Origin of the sequence: Massilia sp. BHUDP2, assembly GCF_046236355.1 — a bacterium.
GTDB classification, from domain to species: domain Bacteria; phylum Pseudomonadota; class Gammaproteobacteria; order Burkholderiales; family Burkholderiaceae_D; genus Telluria; species Telluria varians.
The window spans coordinates 140,536-165,124 of record NZ_JBJUVW010000001.1 but is presented as its reverse complement, the minus strand read 5'-3'; the positions used below and the strand labels follow the sequence as shown (position 1 = coordinate 165,124).

Annotated in this window: 21 protein-coding genes; 13 read left to right on the top strand and 8 right to left on the bottom strand. The window is 67.5% G+C overall.

Features of this window, described 5'->3' with window-relative positions; genetic code table 11:
- Nucleotides 1-104 precede the first annotated feature (104 nt).
- Nucleotides 105-2,144, top strand: coding sequence for an alpha/beta hydrolase family protein (locus tag ACK6C6_RS00745; protein ID WP_409265399.1), 2,040 nt, complete (start codon nucleotides 105-107; stop codon nucleotides 2,142-2,144).
- A 54-nt stretch (nucleotides 2,145-2,198) separates the two neighbouring features.
- A complete protein-coding gene (locus tag ACK6C6_RS00740; protein ID WP_409265398.1) occupies nucleotides 2,199-4,220 on the top strand; it encodes an alpha/beta hydrolase family protein in 2,022 nt (673 codons plus the stop codon).
- Nucleotides 4,221-4,275: 55 nt separating this feature from the next.
- On the opposite strand, the gene purM is transcribed toward ACK6C6_RS00740, so the two are convergent.
- Entirely contained in the window at nucleotides 4,276-5,319 is a 1,044-nt protein-coding gene (purM, locus tag ACK6C6_RS00735; RefSeq protein ID WP_027866607.1) for a phosphoribosylformylglycinamidine cyclo-ligase, read from the bottom strand.
- Between the two features lie 201 nt (nucleotides 5,320-5,520).
- On the opposite strand from purM, the gene hda reads away from it, so the two are divergent.
- The 6 genes from hda to ACK6C6_RS00705 all read left to right on the top strand — a co-directional run bounded on the left by hda (nucleotide 5,521) and on the right by ACK6C6_RS00705 (nucleotide 12,253).
- Nucleotides 5,521-6,204 (top strand): DnaA regulatory inactivator Hda, encoded by a 684-nt coding sequence (gene hda / locus ACK6C6_RS00730; protein WP_036213241.1) that lies wholly within the window; start codon nucleotides 5,521-5,523, stop codon nucleotides 6,202-6,204.
- A complete protein-coding gene (locus tag ACK6C6_RS00725; protein WP_036213244.1) occupies nucleotides 6,201-6,875 on the top strand; it encodes an HAD family phosphatase in 675 nt (224 codons plus the stop codon). The genes hda and ACK6C6_RS00725 overlap by 4 nt, the downstream gene beginning before the upstream one ends.
- Nucleotides 6,868-8,250 (top strand): polynucleotide adenylyltransferase PcnB, encoded by a 1,383-nt coding sequence (gene pcnB / locus ACK6C6_RS00720; protein WP_209587184.1) that lies wholly within the window; start codon nucleotides 6,868-6,870, stop codon nucleotides 8,248-8,250. Before ACK6C6_RS00725 ends, pcnB begins: the two co-directional genes overlap by 8 nt.
- Nucleotides 8,247-8,720 (top strand): 2-amino-4-hydroxy-6-hydroxymethyldihydropteridine diphosphokinase, encoded by a 474-nt coding sequence (gene folK / locus ACK6C6_RS00715; protein ID WP_036213248.1) that lies wholly within the window; start codon nucleotides 8,247-8,249, stop codon nucleotides 8,718-8,720. The genes pcnB and folK overlap by 4 nt, the downstream gene beginning before the upstream one ends.
- Nucleotides 8,721-8,730: 10 nt before the next feature.
- Nucleotides 8,731-9,066, top strand: coding sequence for a DMT family protein (locus ACK6C6_RS00710; protein WP_409265397.1), 336 nt, complete (start codon nucleotides 8,731-8,733; stop codon nucleotides 9,064-9,066).
- Nucleotides 9,067-9,271: 205 nt separating this feature from the next.
- A complete protein-coding gene (locus ACK6C6_RS00705; protein WP_409265396.1) occupies nucleotides 9,272-12,253 on the top strand; it encodes a TonB-dependent receptor in 2,982 nt (993 codons plus the stop codon).
- A gap of 7 nt (nucleotides 12,254-12,260) precedes the next feature.
- Here the strand turns inward: ACK6C6_RS00705 and ACK6C6_RS00700 are convergent, their stop codons facing one another.
- Nucleotides 12,261-12,743, bottom strand: coding sequence for a hypothetical protein (locus tag ACK6C6_RS00700; RefSeq protein WP_409265395.1), 483 nt, complete (start codon nucleotides 12,741-12,743; stop codon nucleotides 12,261-12,263).
- Nucleotides 12,744-12,904: 161 nt separating this feature from the next.
- Here ACK6C6_RS00700 and panB point away from each other — a divergent pair, with 161 nt between their 5' ends.
- Together panB and thpR are read left to right on the top strand one after the other, a co-directional pair.
- Complete coding sequence (panB, locus tag ACK6C6_RS00695) at nucleotides 12,905-13,753, top strand: 3-methyl-2-oxobutanoate hydroxymethyltransferase (RefSeq protein ID WP_027866600.1); 849 nt, start codon at nucleotides 12,905-12,907, stop codon at nucleotides 13,751-13,753.
- A gap of 9 nt (nucleotides 13,754-13,762) precedes the next feature.
- Nucleotides 13,763-14,278: an RNA 2',3'-cyclic phosphodiesterase gene (gene thpR, locus ACK6C6_RS00690; protein ID WP_409265393.1), complete on the top strand. Its 516-nt coding sequence runs from the start codon at nucleotides 13,763-13,765 to the stop codon at nucleotides 14,276-14,278.
- 4 nt (nucleotides 14,279-14,282) lie between these two features.
- Here thpR and ACK6C6_RS00685 read toward each other — a convergent pair whose 3' ends face one another.
- The 4 genes from ACK6C6_RS00685 to ACK6C6_RS00670 are packed head-to-tail and all read right to left on the bottom strand — an operon-like array spanning nucleotide 14,283 to nucleotide 17,050.
- A complete protein-coding gene (locus ACK6C6_RS00685) occupies nucleotides 14,283-14,813 on the bottom strand; it encodes a dihydrofolate reductase family protein (RefSeq protein ID WP_409265392.1) in 531 nt (176 codons plus the stop codon).
- Between the two features lie 30 nt (nucleotides 14,814-14,843).
- Nucleotides 14,844-15,110 (bottom strand): hypothetical protein, encoded by a 267-nt coding sequence (locus ACK6C6_RS00680; protein WP_209587179.1) that lies wholly within the window; start codon nucleotides 15,108-15,110, stop codon nucleotides 14,844-14,846.
- Between the two features lie 9 nt (nucleotides 15,111-15,119).
- The gene (locus ACK6C6_RS00675) at nucleotides 15,120-16,277 is read right to left on the bottom strand and encodes an MFS transporter (RefSeq protein ID WP_409265391.1); all 1,158 of its coding nucleotides are present in this window, start codon (nucleotides 16,275-16,277) and stop codon (nucleotides 15,120-15,122) included.
- The gene (locus ACK6C6_RS00670) at nucleotides 16,274-17,050 is read right to left on the bottom strand and encodes a DeoR/GlpR family DNA-binding transcription regulator (protein WP_409265390.1); all 777 of its coding nucleotides are present in this window, start codon (nucleotides 17,048-17,050) and stop codon (nucleotides 16,274-16,276) included. The genes ACK6C6_RS00675 and ACK6C6_RS00670 overlap by 4 nt, the downstream gene beginning before the upstream one ends.
- A gap of 180 nt (nucleotides 17,051-17,230) precedes the next feature.
- Here ACK6C6_RS00670 and ACK6C6_RS00665 point away from each other — a divergent pair, with 180 nt between their 5' ends.
- The 3 genes from ACK6C6_RS00665 to ACK6C6_RS00655 all read left to right on the top strand — a co-directional run bounded on the left by ACK6C6_RS00665 (nucleotide 17,231) and on the right by ACK6C6_RS00655 (nucleotide 20,762).
- Nucleotides 17,231-18,832 carry a response regulator gene (locus tag ACK6C6_RS00665; protein ID WP_409265389.1) on the top strand — a complete coding sequence of 534 codons (1,602 nt, stop codon included), beginning with the start codon at nucleotides 17,231-17,233 and terminating at the stop codon, nucleotides 18,830-18,832.
- Between the two features lie 104 nt (nucleotides 18,833-18,936).
- Nucleotides 18,937-20,016, top strand: coding sequence for a sensor histidine kinase (locus tag ACK6C6_RS00660; RefSeq protein WP_409265387.1), 1,080 nt, complete (start codon nucleotides 18,937-18,939; stop codon nucleotides 20,014-20,016).
- On the top strand, nucleotides 20,013-20,762 hold the full coding sequence (locus tag ACK6C6_RS00655; protein WP_409265386.1) for a LytR/AlgR family response regulator transcription factor: 750 nt from the start codon (nucleotides 20,013-20,015) through the stop codon (nucleotides 20,760-20,762). The genes ACK6C6_RS00660 and ACK6C6_RS00655 overlap by 4 nt, the downstream gene beginning before the upstream one ends.
- Nucleotides 20,763-20,778: 16 nt before the next feature.
- On the opposite strand, the gene ACK6C6_RS00650 is transcribed toward ACK6C6_RS00655, so the two are convergent.
- Nucleotides 20,779-23,109, bottom strand: a complete 2,331-nt coding sequence (locus ACK6C6_RS00650) for a response regulator (protein ID WP_409265385.1) — start codon at nucleotides 23,107-23,109, stop codon at nucleotides 20,779-20,781.
- Nucleotides 23,102-24,589 (bottom strand): sensor histidine kinase, encoded by a 1,488-nt coding sequence (locus ACK6C6_RS00645; RefSeq protein ID WP_409265383.1) that lies wholly within the window; start codon nucleotides 24,587-24,589, stop codon nucleotides 23,102-23,104. The genes ACK6C6_RS00650 and ACK6C6_RS00645 overlap by 8 nt, the downstream gene beginning before the upstream one ends.

Here is a 24,589-nt window from a genome sequence, read left to right as displayed (position 1 = left end):
GCATGACATCGGTATTGCGGGTGTTTTTCCGATGGCAAGACTGTTATTGTCGAGCGGCTGCGGGAAAGCGTCCCGCGTCCAAGACGACAACCGAACAGAGATCCATGCACACTTCGCTACTCCGCTCCCTGCGCTGCGCTGCGCTCGCCTCCGCCGTCGCACTCGCCTGCACCCTGCCGGTCCATGCCGATGCGCAGGCGCCGGTCCCGGCTGCGCTGCCGTCCATCGCCAGCTTCTTCGGCAATTCCCCATTCGGCGGCGCCGTGCTGTCGCCGGACGCCCACTTCCTGGCCGTGCGCCTGGGTGCGCCAGGCAAGCGCGACTCCCTAGCCGTCGTCGACCTGTCGAACAACAGCGCCAAGGTCATCGCCTCTTACAACGATGCGGACGTCGGCCACATCCGCTGGATCAACAACGAACGCCTGGTCTTCACCACCCAGGAAAAGAACGTCGGCCTCGGCAACAAGCGCTACGCTCCCGGCCTGTATGCGATCGACCGCGACGGCCAGAAGTTCGTCGAGCTGGCCGACCGCACCGGCTGGGGCAGCGCACACGGCTCCCGGGCCACCCGCAAGGTGCTGCCCTGGCATACCTACCTGCTCCCCCAGGCCGGCACGCGCGACTCCGACTACGTGTACGTCACGAGCCCGATCTTCGACACCACCGGCGACGTGCGCAGCGTTGACCTGCTGCGCCTGAACACCCTGACCGGCTTCACCCAGACCGTACCGCGGCCGGGCAACGTGCAGGGCTGGATGCTCGACCACAAGGGCGAGCCGCGCCTGGCCACGGGCTTCGAGAAGGACACGATCACCCTGCACTACCGCGACCCGGAGAGCGGCGCCTGGCGCGTGCTGGCAAGCTATCCCGCCTTCGGCGACGGCAGCAAGGCGCTGCAGCCGCTCGGCTTCACTCCGGAAGGCAACCTGTACGTGCTGGCACGCAGCGGCGGACGCGAAACGACGGCTGTCCACATTTTCGACATCGTCAGCGGCAAGATCGACCCGCGACCGCTCGTGATGACCGCCGGTTTCGACTTCGACGGTGGCCTGATCGTGAACCGCGACAAGGTGCTGGGCATCAGCTTCCGCACCGATGCGGTATCGAACGAATGGTTCGATCCCGGCATGAAGGCGGTGCAGGCCGAGCTGGACAAGCTGCTGCCCGCCACCATCAACATGATCAGCGTGCCGGCGCGCGGCGAAACGCCCTGGGTCCTGGTGAGCTCGTACTCGGATGCCATCCCCGGCACCTACTCGCTGTACAACGTGCAGACCAAACAGCTGAACAAGGTCGCCGACAGCAGGCCGGACATCAAGCCGGCGCAGATGGGTCGCCAGCAGTTCGTGCGCTACAAGGCACGCGACGGCCTCGAGATCCCGGCCCTGCTCACCCTGCCGCCCGGGGGCGCAAAGAAGAACCTGCCGATGGTGGTGATGGTGCACGGCGGCCCTTATGCGCGCGGGGCATCCTGGGGCTGGAACAGCGAAACGCAGTTCCTGGCCTCGCGCGGCTACGCGGTGCTGGAACCGGAATTCCGCGGCAGCAAGGGCTTCGGCATCAAGCACTTCAAGGCAGGCTTCAAGCAGTGGGGACTGGCGATGCAGGACGACATTGCCGACGGCGTGCGCTGGGCGGTTGGCCAGGGCATCGCCGACGGGTCGCGCGTGTGCATTGCCGGCGCCAGCTACGGCGGCTACGCCACCCTGATGGGCCTGGTGAAGGATCCGGACCTGTACAAATGCGGCATCAACTGGATCGGCGTCACCGACATCAACCTGCTGTACAACGGCGGCTGGAGCTTCACCAACGACACCTCGGACGAGTACAAGGCCTACGGCATGCCGGAAATGGTGGGCGACCCGGTCAAGGACGCGGCCCAGTTCCAGGCCACCTCCCCGCTTCGGCAGGCGGCCCGCATCACCCAGCCGGTGCTGCTTGCCTACGGTGGCGTCGACCGGCGCGTGCCAATCAACCATGGCACCGAATTCCGCAACGCGGTCATGAAGACCAACAAGAACGTCGAATGGGTCGAGTATCCGGAAGAAGGCCACGGCTGGGCACTGGAGAAGAACAACATCGACTTCTGGGGCCGCGTCGAGCGCTTCCTCGACAAACACATCGGCGCGGGTGCGGCGAAATAGCAAGACAAGACGGACGCCTCGGCGTCCGGCAATAACGACAAGCTGAACGAGACCATGACTACCGCCTTATCCACGCTCTGCGCGCGACTCTGCCTCGCGCTGGCGGCGGCCGGTGCCGCCGTCCTTCCGTCCCACGCCCAGGATGCGCCGCCGCCGGTCGAGACCTTCTTCTCGAACCCGCTGATGGAGCACGCCGCCCTGTCGCCGAGCGGCCGCTACCTCGCGGCCCTGACCGGTGCGCCGGGCCGGCGCGACATGCTGATCGTGGTCGACCTGCAGGAAAAGAAGGGCAAGATCGTGGCCGGCTACAAGGACGCCGACATCCTCGACTTCCAGTGGGTCAACGACAACCGGCTGGTCTTCAATGTCACCGACAAGCAGGTCGGACCCGGCGGCCGGGTCCTGGCCAGCGGGCTGTATGCGGTGGACCGCGACGGCGAGAAGCTGCGCCAGCTGGCGCACCGGCGCGGCAACGAAGGGATCGTCGAAGGCGCCGGCCGCATCGAGCGCCACATCCTGCCCTGGCACACGTTCATGCTCGGCCAGCGCGGCGCCCAGGACTCCGACGCGGTGTACGTCACCAGCGTCAAGTTCAACGACAGGGGCCTGGTGCGAACGACGGAACTGCTGCGCCTCGACACCGTGACCGGCCGCACGCAGTCGATACCGCGGCCAGGGCCGGTGGATGGCTGGATGCTCGACAACGCGGGCGAGCCGCGACTGGCCTTCCATTCCGAAGGCGCCACCACCACCATCCATTACCGCGAACCGGCGAGCGGCAACTGGCGCACGATCGCGCAGTTCGCCACCTACACAGACAGCAAGGAGGCGTTCTCCCCGGTCGGCTTCGGCAGTGACGGCACGCTGTACGTGCGCGCCCAAGGCGGCAGCGATACGTCCTCGCTGTACAGGTTCGACCTGGCGGCCGGGAAGATCGACCCGGAACCGGTGCTCGTCACGCGGGGGTATGACTTCACCGGCAGCCTGGTCAGCCAGCGCGGCAAGCTGCTCGGCGTGAACATCGAGACCGATGGCCTGACCAGCGTCTGGTTCGACAAGGACATGCAGGTGGTCCAGCAGAAGGTGGACAAGCTGCTGCCCGCCACCTCCAACCTGATCTCTCCGGCTTCCAATCCCGATGCACCGTGGGTGCTGGTCGCGTCGTATTCGGACCTGCGGCCGCGGTTCTACAACCTGTACAACCTGAAGACCGGGGAACTCAACCCGGTCGGCACGAGCCGTGAAGGCATCGATCCGCGCCGCATGGCACGGCAGGACCCGGTGCGCTACAAGGCCCGGGACGGCCGCGAGATCCCGGCCCTGCTCACGATCCCGGCAGGCAGCAAGAAGAACCTGCCGCTGGTGGTGCTGGTGCACGGCGGCCCTTACCTGCGAGGCAATCACTGGGGCTGGGATCCGGAGACGCAATTCCTTGCCTCGCGCGGCTATGCGGTGGTGGAGCCCGACTTCCGCGGCAGCCTCGGCTACGGCCAGGCGCACTTCCAGGCAGGCTGGAAGCAATGGGGCCTGGCGATGCAGGACGACATCGCCGACGCCGCGCGCTGGGCCATCGCGCAGGGCATCGCCGACCCGAAACGCATCTGCATCGCCGGCGCCAGCTACGGCGGCTACGCTACCCTGATGGGCCTGGTAAACGACCCCGATCTCTACAAGTGCGGCATCAACTGGGTGGGCGTCACCGACATCAACCTGCTGTACGACGGACACTGGAGCTTCGAGTCGGACCTGCAGGAAGACTTCAAGGTGCACGGCATGCCGGTCCTGATCGGCGACCAGGTCAAGGACGCCGCCCAGTTCAAGGCCACTTCGCCGATCGAACAGGCGGCGCGCATCACCCAGCCGCTGCTGATGGCCTATGGGGCGGTAGACCGGCGCGTGCCGCTCTACCACGGCACCAAGCTCCGCGACGCGGTGAAGAAGCACAACCAGCAGGTCGAATGGGTCGTCTACCCGGAGGAGGGACACGGCTGGAGCCAGCCGGCAACGCGCTTCGATTTCTGGACGCGGGTCGAGAAATTCCTGGCGAAGCACATCGGGGACAAGGCTGCGCAGTAGTCCCCAAAACAAAACGGGCGCCGCGGCGCCCGTTCCTGCGTCAATCGACGGCGAATTACTGCACGACGGTCTGCGCCTGGCCTTCTTCGCGCGCACGGATCTCGCCGATGCGGTACACGGTCTCGCCAGCCGCCTGCAGCTGCGCCATGGCGGCATCCGCGTTTTCCTTCGAGACGATCACGGTCATGCCGATACCGCAGTTGAACACGCGGTGCATCTCGGCGTCGGCCACGCCGCCGTGCTGCTGCAGCCACTTGAACAGCGGCGGCATTTCCCAGGCCTTGGCATCCAGCACCGCGGTCAGGTTCTCGGCCAGCACGCGCGGGATGTTCTCGACCAGGCCGCCACCGGTGATGTGCACCAGGCCCTTCACTTCCATCGACCCCATCAGCGCCAGCAGCGGCTTGACGTACAGGCGGGTCGGCGCCATCAGCACGTCGGCCAGCTTGCGGCCGTGGAAGTCGGCTTCCAGGTCGGGATTGGCGACCGAGATGATCTTACGCACCAGCGAGTAGCCGTTGGAGTGGATGCCCGACGAGGCCAGGCCCAGCACCACGTCGCCCGGGACGATCTTGCTGCCGTCGATGATCTGCGACTTCTCGACCGCGCCGACGGCGAAGCCGGCCAGGTCGTATTCGCCGTCCGGGTACATGCCCGGCATCTCGGCGGTCTCGCCGCCCAGCAGGGCGCAGCCGGACTGTTCGCAGCCTTCGGCGATGCCCTTGACCACGGCGGTGGCGGTCGCCACGTCCAGCTTGCCGCAGGCGAAGTAGTCGAGGAAGAACAGCGGTTCGGCGCCCTGCACCAGGATGTCGTTGACGCTCATCGCGACCAGGTCGATGCCGACCGTGTCGTGGCGATTCAGCTCGAAAGCGAGCTTGAGCTTGGTGCCGACACCGTCGGTACCCGACACCAGCACCGGTTCCTTGTACTTCTTGCTGATCTCGAACAGCCCGCCGAAACCGCCGATGCCGCCGAGCACGCCTTCGCGCATGGTGCGCTTGGCAAACGGCTTGATCGCTTCGACCAGGGCATCGCCTGCGTCGATGTCGACACCGGCGTCGCGGTAGGAGAGGGAAACATTAGATGGTTGGCTCATGGTATTTGGCAGCGGAGGCGGTAAAATAGGGGGCGGCAGACCGTCAAACCTTGGTCAATCCGCTATTTTAGCAAAACGGCCCCGTGTCCAAGCCATGTGTGCCCATTTGCATACCATTGTTACCTATTTGAATGCCGATTTTGTTGGCAGAACCGCCAAGAGAACAAGAACAAGCATGCCAATTCTCCTGAGCCCGAAGCGATGAAACAGCTGGTGCTCGATTTAGGCGCCGAACCGGCGCACAGCCTCGACACCTTCCAGGTGGGCGAGAATGCCGAACTGGCGCACCTGATGCACCAGTTCGCGCAGCGTGCTTCGCGCGAGCATTTCGCCTACCTGTGGGGCGATACAGGCGCCGGCAAGACCCACCTGCTGCAGGCGCTGGCCGCCAGCCCGGCCTCGCGCTACATCCCCTTCGACGCGCCGGCAGACCAGTTCGTGCACAGCCCGGACGTCACCCTGTACCTGCTGGACGATACCGATCGCCTGTCGCCCCGGCGCCAGATCGACGCCTTCGCCCTGTTCAACCAGATCCGCGAACACGGCGCCTACATGGTGAGCACCGGCCCGGTGCCGCCGGCGGTGCTGGGGGTGCGTGAAGACCTGCGTACGCGCATGGGCTGGGGCCTGATCTACCAGATCAAGGGCTTGTCGGACGACGAAAAGATCGCGGCGCTGACCCAGGCGGCCGAAGCGCGCGGTTTGACGCTGTCGGCCAGCGTGTTACCCTATTTGTTGTCTCACTTCAAGCGCGACATGCGGTCGCTGGCGACGATGCTGGACGCCCTCGACCAGTATTCGCTCGAGACCCAGCGTCCCGTCACCCTGCCGCTGCTGCGTGATTTGTTGCTGCAAGAAAACCAGCAGTCGGAACCCAAAGAATGAAAAACCTTGCGCTGTTCGACCTCGACCACACCCTGATGCCGATCGATTCGGATTACGAATGGGGCGAGTTCCTGGTCCGCATTGGCGCGGTGGACGAAACCGCCTTCCGCCGCCGTAACGACGAATTCTTCGCCCAGTACAATGCCGGCGTCCTCGATCCGGTGGAATACCTCGAGTTCGCCCTCGGCACCCTGGCGCGCTTCCCGCGCCCGGAACTGGACGCGATCTACGCGCGCTACATGGCGGAAGTCATCGAACCCGCGATCCGGCCGAAGGCGCTGGCGCTGGTGCGCCAACACCAGGACGCCGGCGACCTGGTGGCCATCATCACCGCGACCAACCACCACATCACGGCGCCGATCGCGGCGCGCTTCGGCGTCGAGCACCACATCGGGGCCATGCCGGAGTACGACGCGGCAGGGAACCTGACCGGCAGGCTGCTCGGCACCCCGACCTCGGGCCCCGGCAAGATCACCCACATGCACGCCTGGCTGGAGCGCCTCGGCAAACGCTTCGAGGACTTCGAACGCTGCCACTTCTACAGCGACTCGCACAACGACCTGCCGCTGCTGTCGATCGTCAGCCACCCGGTCGCCACCAACCCGAGCGCGAAGCTCGCCGCCCACGCGCAATCGCAGGGTTGGCCAACTATCCATCTCTTCAATGATTAAGAAATTCATCCGCAAGATCCTCGGCGTGAAAGACGACGGCCGCGACCCGACCCAGCCGGTCATCCTGGGACCGGAAGAACACAAGATCGACCCGCGCAACGTGTCGCGCAATGCGGTCACGGTCACCCAGACCCTGCAGGAAGCCGGCTTCAAGGCCTTTGTCGTCGGCGGCGCCGTGCGCGACCTGCTGCTGGGCGTGAAGCCCAAGGACTTCGACATCGCCACCGACGCCACGCCCGAGCAGGTCAAGCGCCTGTTCCGGCGCGCCTTCATCATCGGGCGCCGCTTCCAGATCGTGCACGTGATGTTCGGCCAGGACCTGCTGGAAGTGACCACCTTCCGCGGCAACGGCAGCGACAACGCGCCGAAGGATGAACACGGCCGCGTCCTGCGCGACAACAACTTCGGTCCCCAGCACGAGGACGCGGCGCGCCGCGACTTCACCATCAACGCCATGTACTACGACCCGGCCACCCAGACGGTGCTGGACTACCACGGCGGCATCGAGGACATCCGCGCCAAGACCCTGCGCATCATCGGCGTGCCGGAAGCGCGCTACCGCGAAGACCCGGTGCGCATGCTGCGCGTGGTGCGCTTCGCGGCGAAGCTCGGCTTCACCATCGAGCCGACCACGCGCGCCCCGATCCCGGTCATGGCCCCGCTGATCGACAACGTGCCGGCCGCGCGCGTGTTCGACGAGATGCTCAAGCTCCTGCTGTCGGGCCACGCGCTGGCCTGCCTGAAGGAGCTGCGCTCGGCCGGCCTGCACCACGGCTTGCTGCCGCTGCTGGACGTCGTACTGGAACAGCCGATCGGCATGAAGTTCGTGACGCTCGCCCTGGAATCGACCGACGGCCGCGTCAAGGCCGGCAAGGGCGTCTCGCCGGGCTTCCTGTTCGCGTCGCTGCTGTGGCACCAGGTGCTGGAAAAGTGGAATGCCTACCGCGCCGCCGGCGAATCGCCGATTCCCGCCCTGCACCTGGCAGCCGACGACGTGCTGGGGACCCAGACCGAGAACCTGGCCCTGCAGCGCCGCATCGCCACCGACATGCGCGACATCTGGGCCATGCAGCCGCGCTTCGAGCGTCGCACCGGCAAGGCCCCGTTCAAGCTGCTCGAGCACCCGCGCTTCCGCGCCGGCTACGACTTCCTGCTGCTGCGCTGCGAATCGGGCGAGCTGCCGGGCGAGGTCGGCGAATGGTGGACCGCGTTCTATGCGGCCGAAGGCGGCGAGCGCGAAGCCCTGCTGGCGGCCGCCAACCAGCGCGACCGCGGCGAAGGAAGCGCGAAGCGCAAGCGCGCGCCGCGCCGCGGTCCGCGCCGCCGCAACGAGGGCGAAGGAGCGCAAACCCCGCAGGGCGGCGGCGAGGAATGATCGCCTACGTCGGCATCGGCGCCAACCTGGGCGACGCCCGGGCCAACGTGCTGGACGCGCTGCGCCGCCTGGCCCTGCTGGACGGTTCGACAATCATCGAAACGTCCGGCCTGTACCGCACCGCGCCGGTCGACTCCAGCGGCCCCGACTACATCAACGCGGTGGCCTGCATCGACACCGCCTTCGACCCTTTCGAGCTGCTCAAGGCGCTGCAGGACATCGAACAGGCGCACGGCCGCGAGCGCCCCTACCGCAACGCGCCGCGCACGCTGGACCTCGACCTGCTGCTGTACGGCGACCAGCAGATCGCCACCGACACCCTAACCGTGCCGCACCCGCGCATGCACGAGCGCGGCTTCGTGCTGGCGCCGCTGGCCGAAGTCAACCCGGATCTCGTCATCCCCGGCGTCGGCCCCATCCACGACTACCTGCCCCTGGTCGCCAGCCAGGCGGTCGAGAAGATCGGCTGAACCTCCATCCATGACCACCTTCCTGCTGCTCGCCGCTTCGAACATCTTCATGACGATCGCCTGGTACTGGCACCTGAAGGGCGGCATGCACAAGCCGCTGCTCACCGTCATCGTGATCAGCTGGGCCATCGCCTTCGTCGAGTACTGCCTGGCCGTCCCCGCCAACCGCATCGGCTTTGCCAGCGGCTGGAGCGCCGGGCAACTGAAGGTGATGCAGGAAGCGATCGCCCTGGTCGTGTTCGGCATCTTCATGGTGACCGTCCTCGGCGAGCCGGTCTCGTGGCGCCACCTCGCCGCGTTCGCCTGCATCATGGCGGCGGTGGGCTTCCTGTTCGTCGGCAAATAGGCAAAAAAGCCCGCTTCGAATCAAGAATCTGATTGTTTGTCGCGTCACGTTCGTCAATACGATGCGCACGGAATAATCGAGATCAACAGCGTGAGCGTTTGGCGCGCACGGCTCTGCAAGCTCTCCGATCTGCCCGAGAATAAATACACACAGTGACGCCGCGTGAGCTCACTGGCAGGCAGATAACGATAACACCGGAGACAACATGAGCCACCTCGAGCGCCGCCCAGGCCGGCGCGCCCCTTCATTCCCCTTGACCGCCACCGCGCTTGCCGTGGCCGCCCTTTTCGGCCAGGCCCAGGCACAGGAACAGGAAGCGCCGCCGGCCGAGAACACCGTGGTCGTGACCGGCTTTCGCGCCAGCCTGAACAGCGCGCTGAACGACAAGAAGAACGCCGACGGCATCGTCGACGTCATCAAGGCCGAGGACGTCGCCAAGTTCCCCGACGCGAACCTGGCCGAATCGCTGCAGCGCGTGCCGGGCGTCTCGCTGGCGCGCGGCGACGGCGGCGAGGGCAAGCAGATCAGCGTGCGCGGCCTGAACGCCGGCTTCACGCGCGTGCGCATCAACGGCATCGAAGCCATTTCGGCCACCGGCGCCTCGGACATCAACGGCAGCACCAACCGCTCGCGCGCCTTCGACTTCTCGGTGTTCGCCTCCGAGCTGTTCAACAGCCTGGAAGTGCGCAAGACCTCGGAAGCGTCGATCGAGGAAGGCTCGCTCGGCGCCACCGTCGACCTGCGCGGCGCCCGTCCCTTCGACTTCAAGGGCGAAACCATCACGGTGGCCGGCCAGCAGACCTACAACACGCTGGCGCACCGCCCCGCCCCGCGCGCCACTGCGCTGTACTCGAACCGCTGGGACACCGGCATCGGCAAGCTCGGCTTCCTGGTCTCCGGCGCCTATTCGAAGCGCCACGCTACCGAGGAAGGCTACGAGGCGGTGGAAATGCTGACCGCGAACTCGGACGGCGGCTTCTGCTCGCCGCTGGGCGCGAGCCCGCAGAATCCCGCCAACACCCCTGCGAAAGGCATCACGGCCGCCAACTGCGGCTTCAACCTGCCGCGCACCTCGACCAGCGCCGCCTACAACGACGTGTTCGGCCGCACCGACAACTACGGCGGCACAGTCGCCAACCCGGCGCCGGGCTCGGGCGCCTTCCACCCGCGCATCCCGCGCTACCGCCGTTCGGTGGCCGACTACGAGCGCGCCGGCCTGACCGCGGCCTTCCAGTGGCGCCCGCGCGCCGGCACCGAGCTCAATCTCGACCTGCTGGGCGGCGACTTCAAGAACGACCGCTACGACAACTACATCTCGGCCATCTCCTTCGGGCGCAGCCTGGCCGCCGCCAACGGCAAGCCCCAGACCTCGATCCTCGAGACCTCGTTCAACGGCAACGGCAGCTGGGAGTACGGCAAATTCAACGGCGTGGACATCCGCTCGGAAGGCCTGCTGGACGTGAACAACACCACATTCCGCCAGCACGTGTTCTCGGGCAGCCACAAGCTCACCGACACCATCAAGCTCGACTTCATGAGCGGCGTGTCGCGCTCGGATCTCGATTCGCCGATGCGCGCCACCGTGCAGATCGATTCGCCGAACGCCAACGGCTTCGTGTTCGACTTCCGCCAGAACCGCAACGTCCCGATCCTGAACTTCGGCATCGACGTGGCCAACCCGAACAACTTCAGCTGGGGCCCGGTCGATGCGGACGGCACCGTGCACGGCCAGTTCGTCGGCCGCAAGCTGGAGACCGGTAACCGCCTCAAGACCAATGCGGTGGGCGCCAGCTGGGAAGTCAGCCAGAACCTGACCCTGCGTTCGGGGCTCTCGATGCGCGAGAACACCTGGACCAACCTCGAATTCGGTTCCGGCGCGCCGAACGGCCTGCCCAATCCGGCCGGCTTCCAGATGGCCAGCGTGACCCGCATGATCAGCAATTTCGGCCGCGGCCTGGAAGGCTCGGGCTACCCGAGCCAGTGGGTGGCGGTCGACCTCGACAAGTTCCGCAAGGTGTGGGACATCGAGTGCCACTGCGCCGCCGTGCCGGGCTCGGAATACCAGCTCCTGACCCAGGCCAACCGCCGCGTGGTCGAGAAGATCGATGCGCTCTACCTGTCGGCAGATTTCAACGTCGACGTCGGCCCGGTGACGCTGCGCGGCAATGCCGGCGTGCGCGCCGCCGAGACTCGCGCCACCGCAGCCGCCCTGGTAAACGGCGGCGGCACCCTCACCGAAGTCAGCATCGACAAGAAATACCGCGACTACCTGCCGGCCCTGAACCTGACCGCGCAGTTGCCGCACGACGTGTTCCTGCGCTTCTCGGCCGGCAAGACCCTGTCGCGGCCCGAATACGTCGACCTGGCGCCGTCCGCGACGGTGAACACCCAGGCCCAGACCGTCAGCATCGGCAGCCCGGGGCTCGATCCGATCCGGGCCAAGACCTACGACCTGCAGGCGGAGTGGTACTACGACAAGAACGCGATGGTCTCGGTCGGCTTCTTCCGCAAGGACATCGACACCTACATCCAGCGCATCAGCGAACGCGTGCCCTACAACACCCTGGGACTGCCGGATTCCTTGCTCACCGGCGGCGGCAGCGGCTGCTCGCTAACCGGCGGCACCCCGGCCTGTCCGACCCTGCCGGCGTCGGTGGTGACGGTGAGCCGCGCGGCGAATACGCCGGGCGGCCCGCTGAAGGGCTTCGAGTTCAACCTGCAGGCGCCGTTCAACTTCCTGCCCGGGATGTGGAGCAAATTCGGCCTGCTGGCCAACTACACCCGCGTGAAGTCGACCATCACCTACATCACGCGCACCGCCACCCCGACCCTGCCGGCGCTGACGATGGACGCCAACCTGGTGGGCATGTCGCCGAAGGCCGGCAACCTGACCCTGTACTACGAGGATCCGAAGTTCAGCGCGCGCGTCTCGGCGGCGCACCGCTCGTCCTACCTGTTCAACGTGCTGGGCGACGTGAACGGCCACGACTACACCTTCGTGGACGGGGCGACCAACCTGGACTTCTCGATGTCGTACAACCTGACGCCGAACCTGCGCGTCAGCCTGGAAGGCTCGAACCTGACCGACGAACCGCTGCGCTACGGCCGCGATTCGCAGCGTAACGATACGCTGCTGTACGCCCACTCGGGCCGTACCTTCGCGCTGGGCGTGTCGTACAAGTTCTAAAGGGGACTCAGGCCGGCGCCACCGGGCGCCGGCGCTGAACCAGGGGCGTGACCACGACCCGGCCGTCGCCCACGGCGATCTGCGCCTGGTCGACCAGCACCTCGTCGTAGCGGATCGCCAGCACGAAGCGCCGTACCCGGCCGTCGGGGCCGATGTCGCGCTGGTCGTAGCTGAATTCCCAGCCGCGGCGTCCCCAAGCGATCGCGATGCCGATGACACCATCGCGCTCGCCGCGGCGCCAGGGAATGCCGGGGTCGCCCGCCTGCCGGGCGCCGGCGGCGATCTTCAGGTAATCGACCAGCTGGACAAGGTCGAACAGCTCGAAAACCCGCGCCAGCGTCCGGTTGCGAAAACCGCGCCATCCCGGCACCAGGAACCAGTGCGGGCAGGGCAGCTCGTCGAGATAGGTGTTCAGCGCCGTCCCGCACAGCACGCACTGGTTGTGGTGCATGCCCGCGCGGATGGCGGTACTCAGGCAAGCAAAGTCCATCTGGCTTCACGCCGCTCGGGCGTCCTCGTACGCACACGTGAACAACATACAGGAACGTCAATACGACGCCAGCCGGCACGTGAAAACAATCATGGCCCTGCGCGTTTGCGTCCGGGGCATTACACTACGCGTTTCCGAACGACCGTTTTACAAGGATTTCCATGAGCGCTTACCTGCAAGGCCAGGATCCGGCTGCCAACGATGCCCCGAAACCCGTCCGCAAGGCCGTCACCGCACCTTCGCTGCTAGCCATGCGCGCGGCGGGCGACAAGATCGCGATGCTGACCGCCTACGACGCCAGCTTCGCCTCGCTGATGGACCGCTGCGGCGTGGACGTGCTCCTGATCGGCGATTCGCTGGGCATGGTCTGCGCCGGCTACGATTCGACCCTGCCGGTGACGGTGGCCGATGTCGCCTACCACACCGCGTCTGTCGCGCGCGGCAACAAGCTGGCCCTGGTGCTGGCCGACATGCCCTTCGGCAGCTACACGACCCCGGTCGAGGCCTACAACAACGCGGTGACGCTGATGCGCGCCGGCGCCCAGATGGTCAAGATCGAAGGCGGCGCCTGGCTGGCCGAGACCGTGCGCTTCCTGGTCGAGCGCGGCATCCCGGTGTGCGCCCACATCGGCCTGACGCCGCAGTTCGTGCACGCCTTCGGCGGCTTCAAGGTGCAGGGCAAGACCGATGCCGCGGCCGAGCAGCTCAAGGCCGACGGCCTGGCGCTGCAGGCGGCGGGCGCCTCGCTGGTGGTGCTGGAAGCGATTCCCGCGGCGCTGGGCAAGGAAGTCACCGAACTGCTGGCGATCCCGACCATCGGCATCGGCGCCGGCCCGGACTGCTCCGGCCAGGTGCTGGTGATGCACGACCTGCTGGGCGTCTTCCCGGGCCGCAAGGCGCGCTTCGTGCGCAACTTCATGGAAGGCCAGACCAGCATCGACGCGGCCGTGAGCAGCTATGTGGCCGCGGTCAAGGACGGCAGCTTCCCGGCGCCGGAACACTGCTTCTAAGGAGCCGGCATGGAAGGACAGACGAAAACACCCACCACCCGTCTGTTCCTGGCCCTGTGGCCTGAGCCGGGCGTGCGCCATCTCCTGGCCGAGTGGCGCGACGCCTGGACCTGGCCGGCGGGCGCCGCGCCCGTCCATGCCGACAAGCTGCACGTCACCCTGCACTTCCTCGGCGCCCTGCCGAGCGAACGCCTGACTGAACTGCTGGACGGTTTTGCCGTTCCGTTCGAACCCTTCCGCCTCGATCTCACGCACGCCGCGCTGTGGCATAACGGGATCGCCGTGCTCGAACCAAGCCTCACGCCGCCCGGCCTCGCAGCCCTGCACGGACGCCTGTCGGACGCGCTGCTGGCCCTGGGCCTGCAGCCGGAAGCGCGCCGCTACCGCCCGCACGTGACGATGGCGCGCCGCGCCGGCGGCGCCGGCGTGCCTGCGGAAGGTCCGCCGGTGCTGTGGGAGGTGCGCGGCTATGCGCTGGTGGCGTCGAAGGACGGCGTCTACACGGTGCTGCGCGAGTACGCCTGAGCGCTCAGGCGGGCACGTAGCGCAGCCTGAGCACGTCCTCGTCGATCCGCTCGTGCGCCAGCAGGCGCAGCGGCGGCCGGGGGCCGGCGAAATACGGCGTGCCGCCGCCGAGCACGACCGGGTGGAGGTAGATCCGGTACTCGTCGATCAGGCCAAGCGCGGTGAGGCTGCGCGCCAGATCGGGGCCGGCCACTTCGATCTCGCCCTCGTGCCCGGCCTTCAGCTGGCGGATCGCGTCGCCCAGGTCGCCGCCCAGCAGCGTGGCATTCGGCCCCACCGAGCGCAGGGTGCGCGACACCACCCACTTCGGCTGGCGGCGCCAGGCCAGCGCGAAGGCCTGCTCGTCCACGCCCCATTCCGGACGATCCTCGTCCCAGTAACGCATGATCTCGTAGATCTTGCGGCCGTAGATGCTACCCGTCTGCGCCTGCGCTTCTTCGATGAAGTGGCGGAACAGCCTGGGGCTGGGCCCGAAGGCCATGTGGTCGACGTAGCCGTCGAGGGACTGGTTCATTCCAAAGACAAGCCTGGCCATGCCTGTTTCCTTTCCCTCGATGGCGGATCGCTATGCGGACAAGCCTTTTTGCAGCAGCTCGGCGACCAGCTCGTTCAGCTCGACGCCGCGCTCCTTGCTCAGCGCCTGCAGCTGCCCTACCAGGTCGCCGTTGAGCTTGACCGCGAAGGGCACCAGTCCCAGGGCGCGGTCGCGCTCGCGCTGTTCGCGCCGGTCGGGCACGGCATTCCTGGCGGCGCCGCCGAAGGCCGCGTTCTGCGCGCCCATCTGGTTCTTCAGTTTTTCAGCTTGCTGCTTGGCGAGGTCGGTTCGTTTCATTGTGTTCTCCTATGGTGCAGGAGTGGATTTTACCTTGATGATCCCCGCACTCATGGCAATGACCAGTCCCGACAGCGACAACATGCCCAGCGCCACCATGATACTCGCGTGCGAGGCGATGTAGCCCAGCACCGGCGGCGCCAGCAGCAGCCCGCCATAGCCCAGCGTCGCCACCGCCGCCACGCCGGCGCCGGCGCTCATGCCCGGGATGCGCGAGGCCGCGCCGAACAGCAGCGGCACCACGTTGGCCGCGCCGATGCCGATCAGGGCGAAGCCGGCGGCCGACAGCAGGAAGTGGGTGCTCAGCACCGCCGTGGCCAGGCCCGCGAACATGGCCAGCCCGCCCAGCACCATCACGCGCATCGCGCCGAAGCGCAGGATCATGCGGTCGCCCGCGAAGCGGCAGGCCGCCATCGCGATCGAGAAGGCCGAGAATCCCAGCGCCGCCTGCGCCGGTGCCGCCTTGGTGCGCTCCTGCATCAGGAGTGCGCTCCAGTCGACCAGCGCACCCTCCACCGCGAAGCACAGCAATGCCAGCAGGCCCAGGCTGAGCGCCGCGCCGCGCGGCAGCTGGAAGTGGCTGCCTGCCTCGTAGGTCGGTGCGAAGGCCATCACGCGCGGCGCCACCAGTGCCAATGCGACCGCGGTCGCGATGCCCATCGCCATCGCTCCCTTGCCGTCGCCCCAACCCTGGCCGATGACCAGGCCGCCCAGCGCTGCGCCAATCAGGCCGCCGAGGCTGTAGAAGCCATGGATGGATGACAGGGTCGGGATGCCGCGCGCGGCCTCGACCTCGCTGGCGTTGGCGTTCATCGCCACGTCCAGTGCGCCGTTGCTGACGCCGAACGCGAACGCGGCCACGAACAGCAGGCGCAGGTCGCTCACGCCCATGAGCACGGCCAGCAGCGCGGCAAAGGCGAAGCCCGACAGCAGGGTCATGCGGCGTGTACCCCAGCGTGCGGTGAAGCCGCCCATCAGGGGCATTGCCAGCAGCGCGCCTGCCGCGATGGTGAGCAGGACCATGGACAGCGTGGCCAGGTCGATGCCGAGGCGTGCCTGTACCACCGGCACGTGCGCGGCCCACAGGCCGATGCCGGCGCCGTTGAGCAGGAAGACGGTCGAGATCGACCAGCGCGCCGCGGACAGCGAGGAAGGGTTCTGGTTCATGTGCGGGCTTTCGGGGCAAGCTGGAGGTCGAGTCCCGGATGCGCCTGGCGCAGGCGGGCAATGGTGTCGGGCGGCGCGTCGGCTTCGAGTACCAGGTGGTCGAGTTCGGCCAGGCGGGCAAAGGCGAAGGGCGCGCTGTCGCCCAGGCGTTCGTTGAGGATGGCCGCGGCCCGGCGGGTGCTGCCGGTCACCATGGCGGCCTTGATGGTGGCTTCCTCGGCATCGGAAGCCGCCAGCCCGCGTTCCGGGTCGAGCGCGCAGACGCCGACGATGCACAGGTCGGCGCGCAGCTGCTGCAGCTCGGCCAGGGTCCAGGCGCCGAGCACCGCACCGCTGCCGGCGTGGTAGGTCCCGCCCAGCAGCACGATGCGGGTGCGGCGGAAGTCGCCCAGCGCCAGCGCCAGTTGCGGGCTGTTGGTGACGACGGTCGCGGCCTGGCCGTCTTCCAGCAGGCGCGCCAGCGCGAGGTTGGTGGAACCGGCGTCGATCAGCACCGTGTCGCCGGGGCGGACGAGCGTGCACAGCGCCTGCGCCAAGGTGCTCTTTCTGGCTGGGTCGCGTTCGACGCGCTCGCCGAAGCTGGCCTCGCGCGTGCGCCGCACTGCGCCGCCGTGCACGCGGCGCAGCAGGCCGGCGGCGTCGAGCTCGCGCAGGTCGCGCCGGATGGTGTCTTCCGAGGTGTCCAGGCGCTGGGCCAGCTCGGCCGCCAGCACCCGCCCTTCCCGCTCGACGGCCTCGATGATCGATTGCCGCCGTTCTTCTGCAAGCTGCATGTTCTCTCCTGATGAATCCGCATAATTCTACGCGAACATGCAAAATCACGCATATAAACGCAGGAATACGGCAAATCCAGGCTTGATCCTGCTGTCATGCATATAACATTTTCACTCTTCGGCCGTAGGCGGGTTGCCAAGAAGTTGTTAAACTTCATCTACTTTAGTAAGAGAAACATCATGGACAAGTCCGCCGCCATCCTCATCGTCGACGACTACCTCCTGATCCGCACCCACGTGCGCCAGGTGCTGGCGGAACTCGGTTTCCTGAACGTGTTCCAGGCCGATAACGGCAAGACCGCGCAGGACCTGATGCGCAAGCAGCAGATCGACATCGTCGTCGGCGACTGGGGCATGCCGGTGATGAGCGGGATCGACCTGCTCAAGTGGATGCGGACCGACCACCGCTACGCGAACACGCCGTTCATGATGCTGACCGCCGAAGCCAATCCGCAATCGGTGCGCACCGCGCTGCAGGCCGGCGTCAACGCCTACATGATCAAGCCGTTCACGGTGCACAGCTTCGCCTGCAAGTTCATGAGCATGCTGGGCGTGCAGCTGGAAACGGCGCCGGGCCCGTTCGCGCGCCAGGGCATGTCCGCGCCTGCGCCCATGCCGAAGCCTGCGGCAGCGCCTGCGCCGGTGCCGCCGGCGGCCGCCGTGCTGCCCGAATCGAACGTCATCGGCCTGGATGCGCCGATCGGCGAGCGGGTGAAGAAATCGACGGTGCTGATCGTGGACGACATCCCGACCAACATCGAAGTGCTGGCCGGGGTGCTGAAGGACGACTATGCGATCAAGGTCGCGATCAGCGGCAGGAAGGCGCTCGAGATCGCGGACGCCTTCCACATCGACCTGATCCTGCTCGACATCATGATGCCGGCCATGGACGGCTTCGAAACCTGCCGCCAGCTCAAGGCCAACCCGAAGACGGCGCACATCCCGATCATCTTCCTGTCGGCGCGCGACGGCACCGAGGACGTGGTGGCCGGCCTGCGCCTGGGCGCGGTGGACTACGTGTCCAAGCCGGCCGACCCGACCATCTTGAAAGCGCGCCTGTCGGCCCACCTGCTGCTGGCCACCGCCATGCAGGACATCAAGCGCCAGAACGCACTCCTGATCGAGAATGCACGCCTGCGCGAGGACGTCGAGCGCATCACCCGCCACGACCTGAAAAGCCCGATCGCCGTGGCGCTGCACGGCAGCCAGGCCCTGCTCGCCAGCCCGCTCACGCAATCGCAGCGCGAGCAGGCGCTCATGATCGAGACCGCGGCCGAGAACGCGCTCGAGATGATCAACCGCACCCTCGACGTCTACAAGATGGAACAGGGCAGCTACCAGCCGGTGCTGCAGATGTTCGACCTGGGCGAGATGCTGGAACGGGTCTGCCAGCAGGCCCAGTTCACCTTCGACAGCGGCGACGTCACGGTCGTCTACGACAAGCCGGATGAGGTGATGTGCCTGGGCGAACCGCTGCTGTGCTATTCGCTGTTCAACAACGTGCTGAAGAACGCGATCGAGGCCTCGCCGCCGGGCGGCCGTGTAAGCGTGAATATCGCGCCCGGCTACGGCAACCTGCACGTCATGGTCGACAACGCCGGCGAGGTGCCGCAGGCGGCGCGCGAGCGCTTCTTCGAGAAATATGCGCCATCAAGCAAGATCGGCGGCAACGGCCTGGGCACCTACTCGATCCGCCTGATGGCCGAGGTACAGGGCGGCAGCGTGAGCATGGACACGGGCCACGGCCGCACGCGCCTGACCATCACCCTGCCCTGCCCGTAAGCGGGCCGGGCGCCCCACGCCGCATTTCCTCATTTCGGAACATGAATCCTGCAGTTCGTGACATGACAGGCCTGCTGCGTCCCGTCGGGGGCGATACTCGGGGCATGAACACGACCGCTCCCACACTGATCCGGCCCGGCCTCATGTGGCGGCTCTACATCGCCGCCTGGACGACCTACGGGGTTTTCATTTCCTTCGCCGACCAGCTGGACTGGGTGGTGGAGGGCCGTTTCGATGCGGGCCGCTGGCTGCTGACCTTCGTCAGCCTGCTTCCCTCCGCCCTCCTGCTGGCGCTGGCCTGGCCCCTGACCGGCTTCTTCGAGCGCCGCGCCTACCGCCTCGGCAGCATCATCGCCATCCATATCCCGACCGCGTTCGTGTTCTCCGTGGTGTCGCAGACGCCCTTCTGGCTGAGCTTCCACACTGCCAAGCCGATCAGCTGGTACGTCTGGCCGCTGCTCTACCACGTCATGACCTACCTGCTCGGCGCCGGTGTCTTCCACCTGATCCGCGCCAGCGAAGCCGCGCACCGGCAGGCGCTGGTGGTGAAGGATGCGCAGAACCTGGTGATCGCATCGGAACTGAGCGCGCTGCGCAACAAGCTCAATCCGCACTTCCTGTTCAACACCCTGCACTCGATCATCGCGCTCACCCAGCGCAACCCGGCGGCCGCCGAGACCGCGCTGTTCCAGTTCTCGGACATGCTGCGCTATGTGCTCGACACCGAGCGCAGCGGCAGCGACCGTGTGACCCTCGATGCGGAACTCGATTTCGTGCGCGACTATCTGGAGCTGGAACAGCTGCGCCTGGGCGAGCGCCTGCAGGTCGAATGGGATCTCGACGAGGACGCGGGCGACCATCCCCTGCCGGCCCTGTCCTTGCAGCCGCTGGTCGAGAACAGCATCAAGCACGCCTTCAATCCGCACAGCCGGCCGGGCATCCTGCAGATCCGCACGCGGCGCGATCCGGCAAGCGGCGCGTTGACCATGACGGTGCGCGATACCGGTCCCGGCGCCGATCCGGCGGCCATCGCCACCTCCTCCGGCCTGGGCCTGCGCACCATCGAGCGGCGCCTGCAGCTGGACTATGGCAGCCGCGCCGCCATGCGGGTGAAGAGCGCGCCGGGAGCCGGGTTCAGCGTGTCGGTGACGATTCCGGCAGTCCGGGAAGAGAGCTACGCATGAACACAAAAACCGCCTTTTTCGCCGAAGACGAACCGCTGGCGCGCGACGTGCTGCGCGACGCCATCTACGCCCATCCCGCTTTGCGCCTGGTGGGCGAGGCGGCCAACGGCGCCGAGGCGCTGGACCGGATCACGCGCCTGCGCCCCGAGGTCGTGTTCATGGACATCCAGATGCCCGAGATGACCGGGCTGGAAGTGCTGCGCCGCCTCGACTACCTGCCGCAGATCGTGTTCACCACGGCCTACGACCAGTACGCGGTGACGGCCTTCGAGCTGCATGCGGTGGACTACCTGCTCAAGCCCTTCACGCAGGCGCGCTTCGCGGCGGCGGTGGCGCGCCTGCTCGACGGTCCGCTGCACGCCCGCGACACCCTCGACAGCGCCCTGGCGCAGGCGGCAGGCGCGAGCGCGGCGCCGGCGCGGCTGGAACGCATCCTGGTGCGCGACCGCGGCCGCATCTTCCCGCTCGCGACCGGCGAGATCGAGTACATGAAGGCCGATTCCAAGTACACGGTGATCGCGGCGCGCGGCCAGACCTTCCTGGTCCGCATCGGCATCTCCGAGCTCGAGGTCCAGCTCGACCCGGCGCGCTTCGTGCGCATCCACCGCTCGGCCCTGGTCAACCTCGATTTCGTGGACTCGATGCGGGCCGACGAGCAGTCGCAGCTGCAGATCCACATGCGCGACGGGACGGTGCTGGGCGCCAACCGCGACGCGTCGAAAGTCTTGCGCGACATGGCGATCTGAACGGCGCGATGCGCCGTCAGCGGGCCAGGTGCCTGCCGACGGCCGCCACGACATCCTGCGGGCTGACCGGCTTGACCAGGTGGTCGTCGAAGCCGGCCTCCAGGGTGGCGCTGCGGTCCTGCTGCTGGCCCCACCCCGTCACGGCGACCAGCGCCACCTTCCCGCCCCAGTCCTGCGCCCGCACCCAGCGTGCCACCTCGATGCCGTTCGCGTGTGGCATGCCGATATCGAGCACCAGCGCGTCCGGCCGCCATTGCTCGGCCATCTGCATGGCCTGCCTGCCGTCATAGGCCACCTGGACCGTGTATCCCTCCAGGCGCAGCACCTCGCCCAGCAGGTCGGCGGCGTCGACGTTGTCGTCGGCGACCAGCAGCCGCAGGTGCGTGCCGGCCGCCACGCCGGCGCCGGCCGGGGGCTGCTCTTCCACGATATCCGGAGCGATGCACGGCAGTTCGATGCGCACCGTCGTGCCGCGCCCGCTGCCTTCGCTGGAGGCCTGCACCGTGCCGCCATGCAGGTCGACCAGCTTGCGCACCACCGCCAGGCCGATGCCCAGGCCCTCGGTTCCGCCGCTGACCTTCGACTGGCCCTGGGAGAACATGTCGAACACGGTATCCAGCTGCTCGCGGGCGATCCCGGCGCCGTTGTCGGTGACGGCGACGACGGCCCGCCCCGCTTCGCTGGCGGCATGGACCGTGATGACGCCGTTCGCGGGCGTGAACTTGGCGGCGTTGTTCAGGATATTGCTGATCACCTGGGTCAGCCGGACCTCGTCGCCCAGCACCATGATGGGCGAGGCCGGCAGGTCGAAGCGGATGTCGTGGCCGAGCGATTCGATCAGCGCCCGCGTGCTTTCGCAGGCCTGCTCGATCGTTCGCCGCAGGTCGACCGGACGGGTATCGAGCACGATGCGGTTCAGGGTGATGCGGCTCAGGTCGAGCAGGTCGTCGAGCAGGCGGCTCATGTGGCGGGTCTGGCGGGTGATGACCTCGCGGGCCTTGCCGATGGCGGCGGGCGGGCTCGCATGACGCAGCATCTCGACCGAGTAGCCGATCGCGGCCATCGGATTGCGCAGCTCGTGCGCCAGCACCGACAGGAACTCGCTTTTCTGGCGGTTCGCTTTCTCCAGTTCGCGCTGGACGTCCTTCAGCCCGGTGACGTCCATGACCGCCGCGACCGCACCGCGCACGCGTCCCTGCGCGTCGAACAGCGGCGCCGCATTGACCAGCATGGTGAGCGAACGTCCGTCGTGGAACTGCACGTCGAGCTCCTCGCCGCGCACCGGTTTGCCGAGCCGCGCCGCCACCCGCATCGGCCAGTCGGCCGGCTCGAGGGCTTGCCCGGCGCGCAGGTAGCGGTAGGGGCGCTCGTCCGTGTCGATGCGCTCGTATCCGTTGCCGTGGCCGACGCCGAGCAGCGCGGAAAAGTACGGCGTGATGCTGATGTTCTGCGCCGCGGCGTCGCGGCTGATCGCGATGCCGACCGGCAGCACGTCGATGATGGTCTGCAGCTCTTCGCGCTGCTTGCGCTGCGCCTCCTTCGCCATCACCTCGGCCGTCACGTCGCGCAGCGTGCCGATGACCAGGCGCGCCCGGCTGCCGTCATGCTGCAGCAGCTTGGCGCTGCCGGCGAGCCAGCGCAGCTCGCCGTCCGCGCCGAGCACGCGGAACTCGGCGGCGACGCGGCTGGTCCCGTCCAGGACACTGTCCCAGAGGGCGTGCAGCCGGGCGACGTCCTCGGGATGCACCTGGGCCAGCGCCTGCGCCGGGTCGGCATGCACGAAGCCGGGCGGGTGGCCGAACATCGGGCCCGCGTCGTCGGAGCAGGACAGCTGTCCGCTGGCCAGGTCGGCCTGCCAGGTCGCCATGCCCGCGGACTGCAGCGCGACCTCGAGGCGCGCCTTGGCCAGCGATTCGCGCGCCGTCGAGGCCTGCAGCCTGGCGCGGTTGCTCACCCGCTCGAAGCAGGCCAGCACGGCGAACGGCACGCGCGGATAGTGCTTGGGCGTCTTGGTGATGTAGTCGTCCAGGCCCTCTTTCATGGCATCGACGGCGACTTCCTCGTTGCCGCTGCCGGTGAACATGATGACCGGCACCTCCGGATAACGCGCCTTGATCTCACGCAGGACCTCGGTGCCGACCGTCCAGCGCAGCCGGTAGTCGGTGACCGCCACCTCGAAGCCGCCGGCGGCGAGCGCCTCGGCCAGCGTCGCGGCGTCGCTGATGTGGCGCACCTCGACCTGTTCGATGCGCAGCCGCAGCTCGCGCTCGACCAGGGCGCGGTCGTCGGGATTGTCGTCGATGAGCAGGACCCGCAACGGTCCCTGGCTGAAAACTTGCTCAGGCATTGGGCAACTCGATCCAGAAATTCGATCCGATGCCCGGCGCGGCCTCGACGCCGACGCTGCCGTTCATGCGCTCGACGCCTTTCTTGACGATCGCCAGACCGATGCCGGTGCCCGGGTATTCCTCTTCGCCGTGCAGGCGCTCGAACACGTTGAACACGCGCGCCCTGGCTTCGTCGGCCATGCCGATGCCGTTGTCCTGCACCTCGATGCGCACCGTGCGTCCATGGGCGCGCGCCACGACCTGCACCGCGGCATGGGTGTCGGGCCGCACGAACTTGACGGCGTTGGCCAGCAGGTTGGCCAGGGCCTGCACCAGCACCGCGCGGTGCGCGCGCACCACCAGGTCCTCGGGGATGTCGACCTGGATGTCGGCCGCCTGGTAGGCCGGCTCGCCCTGCAGGCTTGCGCCCGCATCGTTCACCACGTCGCGCAGTGGCAGGAGGTCGGTGCAGATCTCGGCGCGCGACAGGCGCGCGAACTCGAGCAGGTCGGACACCATCAGGTCGATGCGGCGGGCAATCGCGTTGATGCGGTCGACGTACTGCTCGAAGTTGCCGAAGTCCCCGGCCGACAGGTCCTGGCGCAGCGCCGCCGCGTAGCCCTGGATGGTGCGCAGCGGCTCGCGCAGGTCGTGCGAGACCGAGAAGCCGAAGGTCTCCAGGGCCTCGTTGGCTTCCTGCAGCTGGCGGGTGCGCTCGACGATGCGCTGTTCCAGCTCGGCGTTGAGGCGGTGGATCTCGGCGCCGGCGCGGCGCAGCGAGGTGGCGTCTTCGACGATGCCGTCGATGGCGTCGTGGCCGTTGACCCGCACCCGCACCAGCTTGACGACGTAGAAGCGCCCGGCCTCGTCGCTGGCGCCCAGTTCGGCCTGCAGTTCGGCGGCGTCGGAGACCGCCTGCAGTTGCGGCAAGCGGCCCGCGACCTGGTCCAGCAGCGGATGGCGCAGCGAGCCCGGCGCGCTGGGATCGCCGCCGAGCATGGTCCAGAAGGCGCGGTTGGCTTCCTCGAGCCTGCCGTCGAGCGACATGCGGAACACGCCGAGCTGGATGTTTTCCAGCAGGGCCGCCAGCCGGGTTTCGGAGCGGATGGCGCGGGCCCGGATTTCCTTGCGGTCCAGGCAGGTGCGCACCGCGACCGGCAGGCGCGCATAGTGGCGCGGGCTCTTGATGACGTAGTCGTCGAGGCCGAGCTTCATCGCCTCGACCGCGATCTCCTGCGTCCCGGTGGCGGTGAACATGATGACCGGCAGTTGCGCATCGAAGGCCTTGACCTGCTTGAGGATGTCCAGGCCGGTCACCCAGCGCATCTGGAAATCGGTGATCACGATGTCGACCCGCAGGCCGGACTGGAGCTCGCGCTCCCAGGCGGCGCGGTCGCCGACCTCGCCGATGACGCAGCCCGGCAGGTTGCGTTCGAGCTCGCGGCGCGCCAGGGCGCGGTCATCCGGGTTATCGTCGAGCAGCAGTATGTTCAGTGTCAT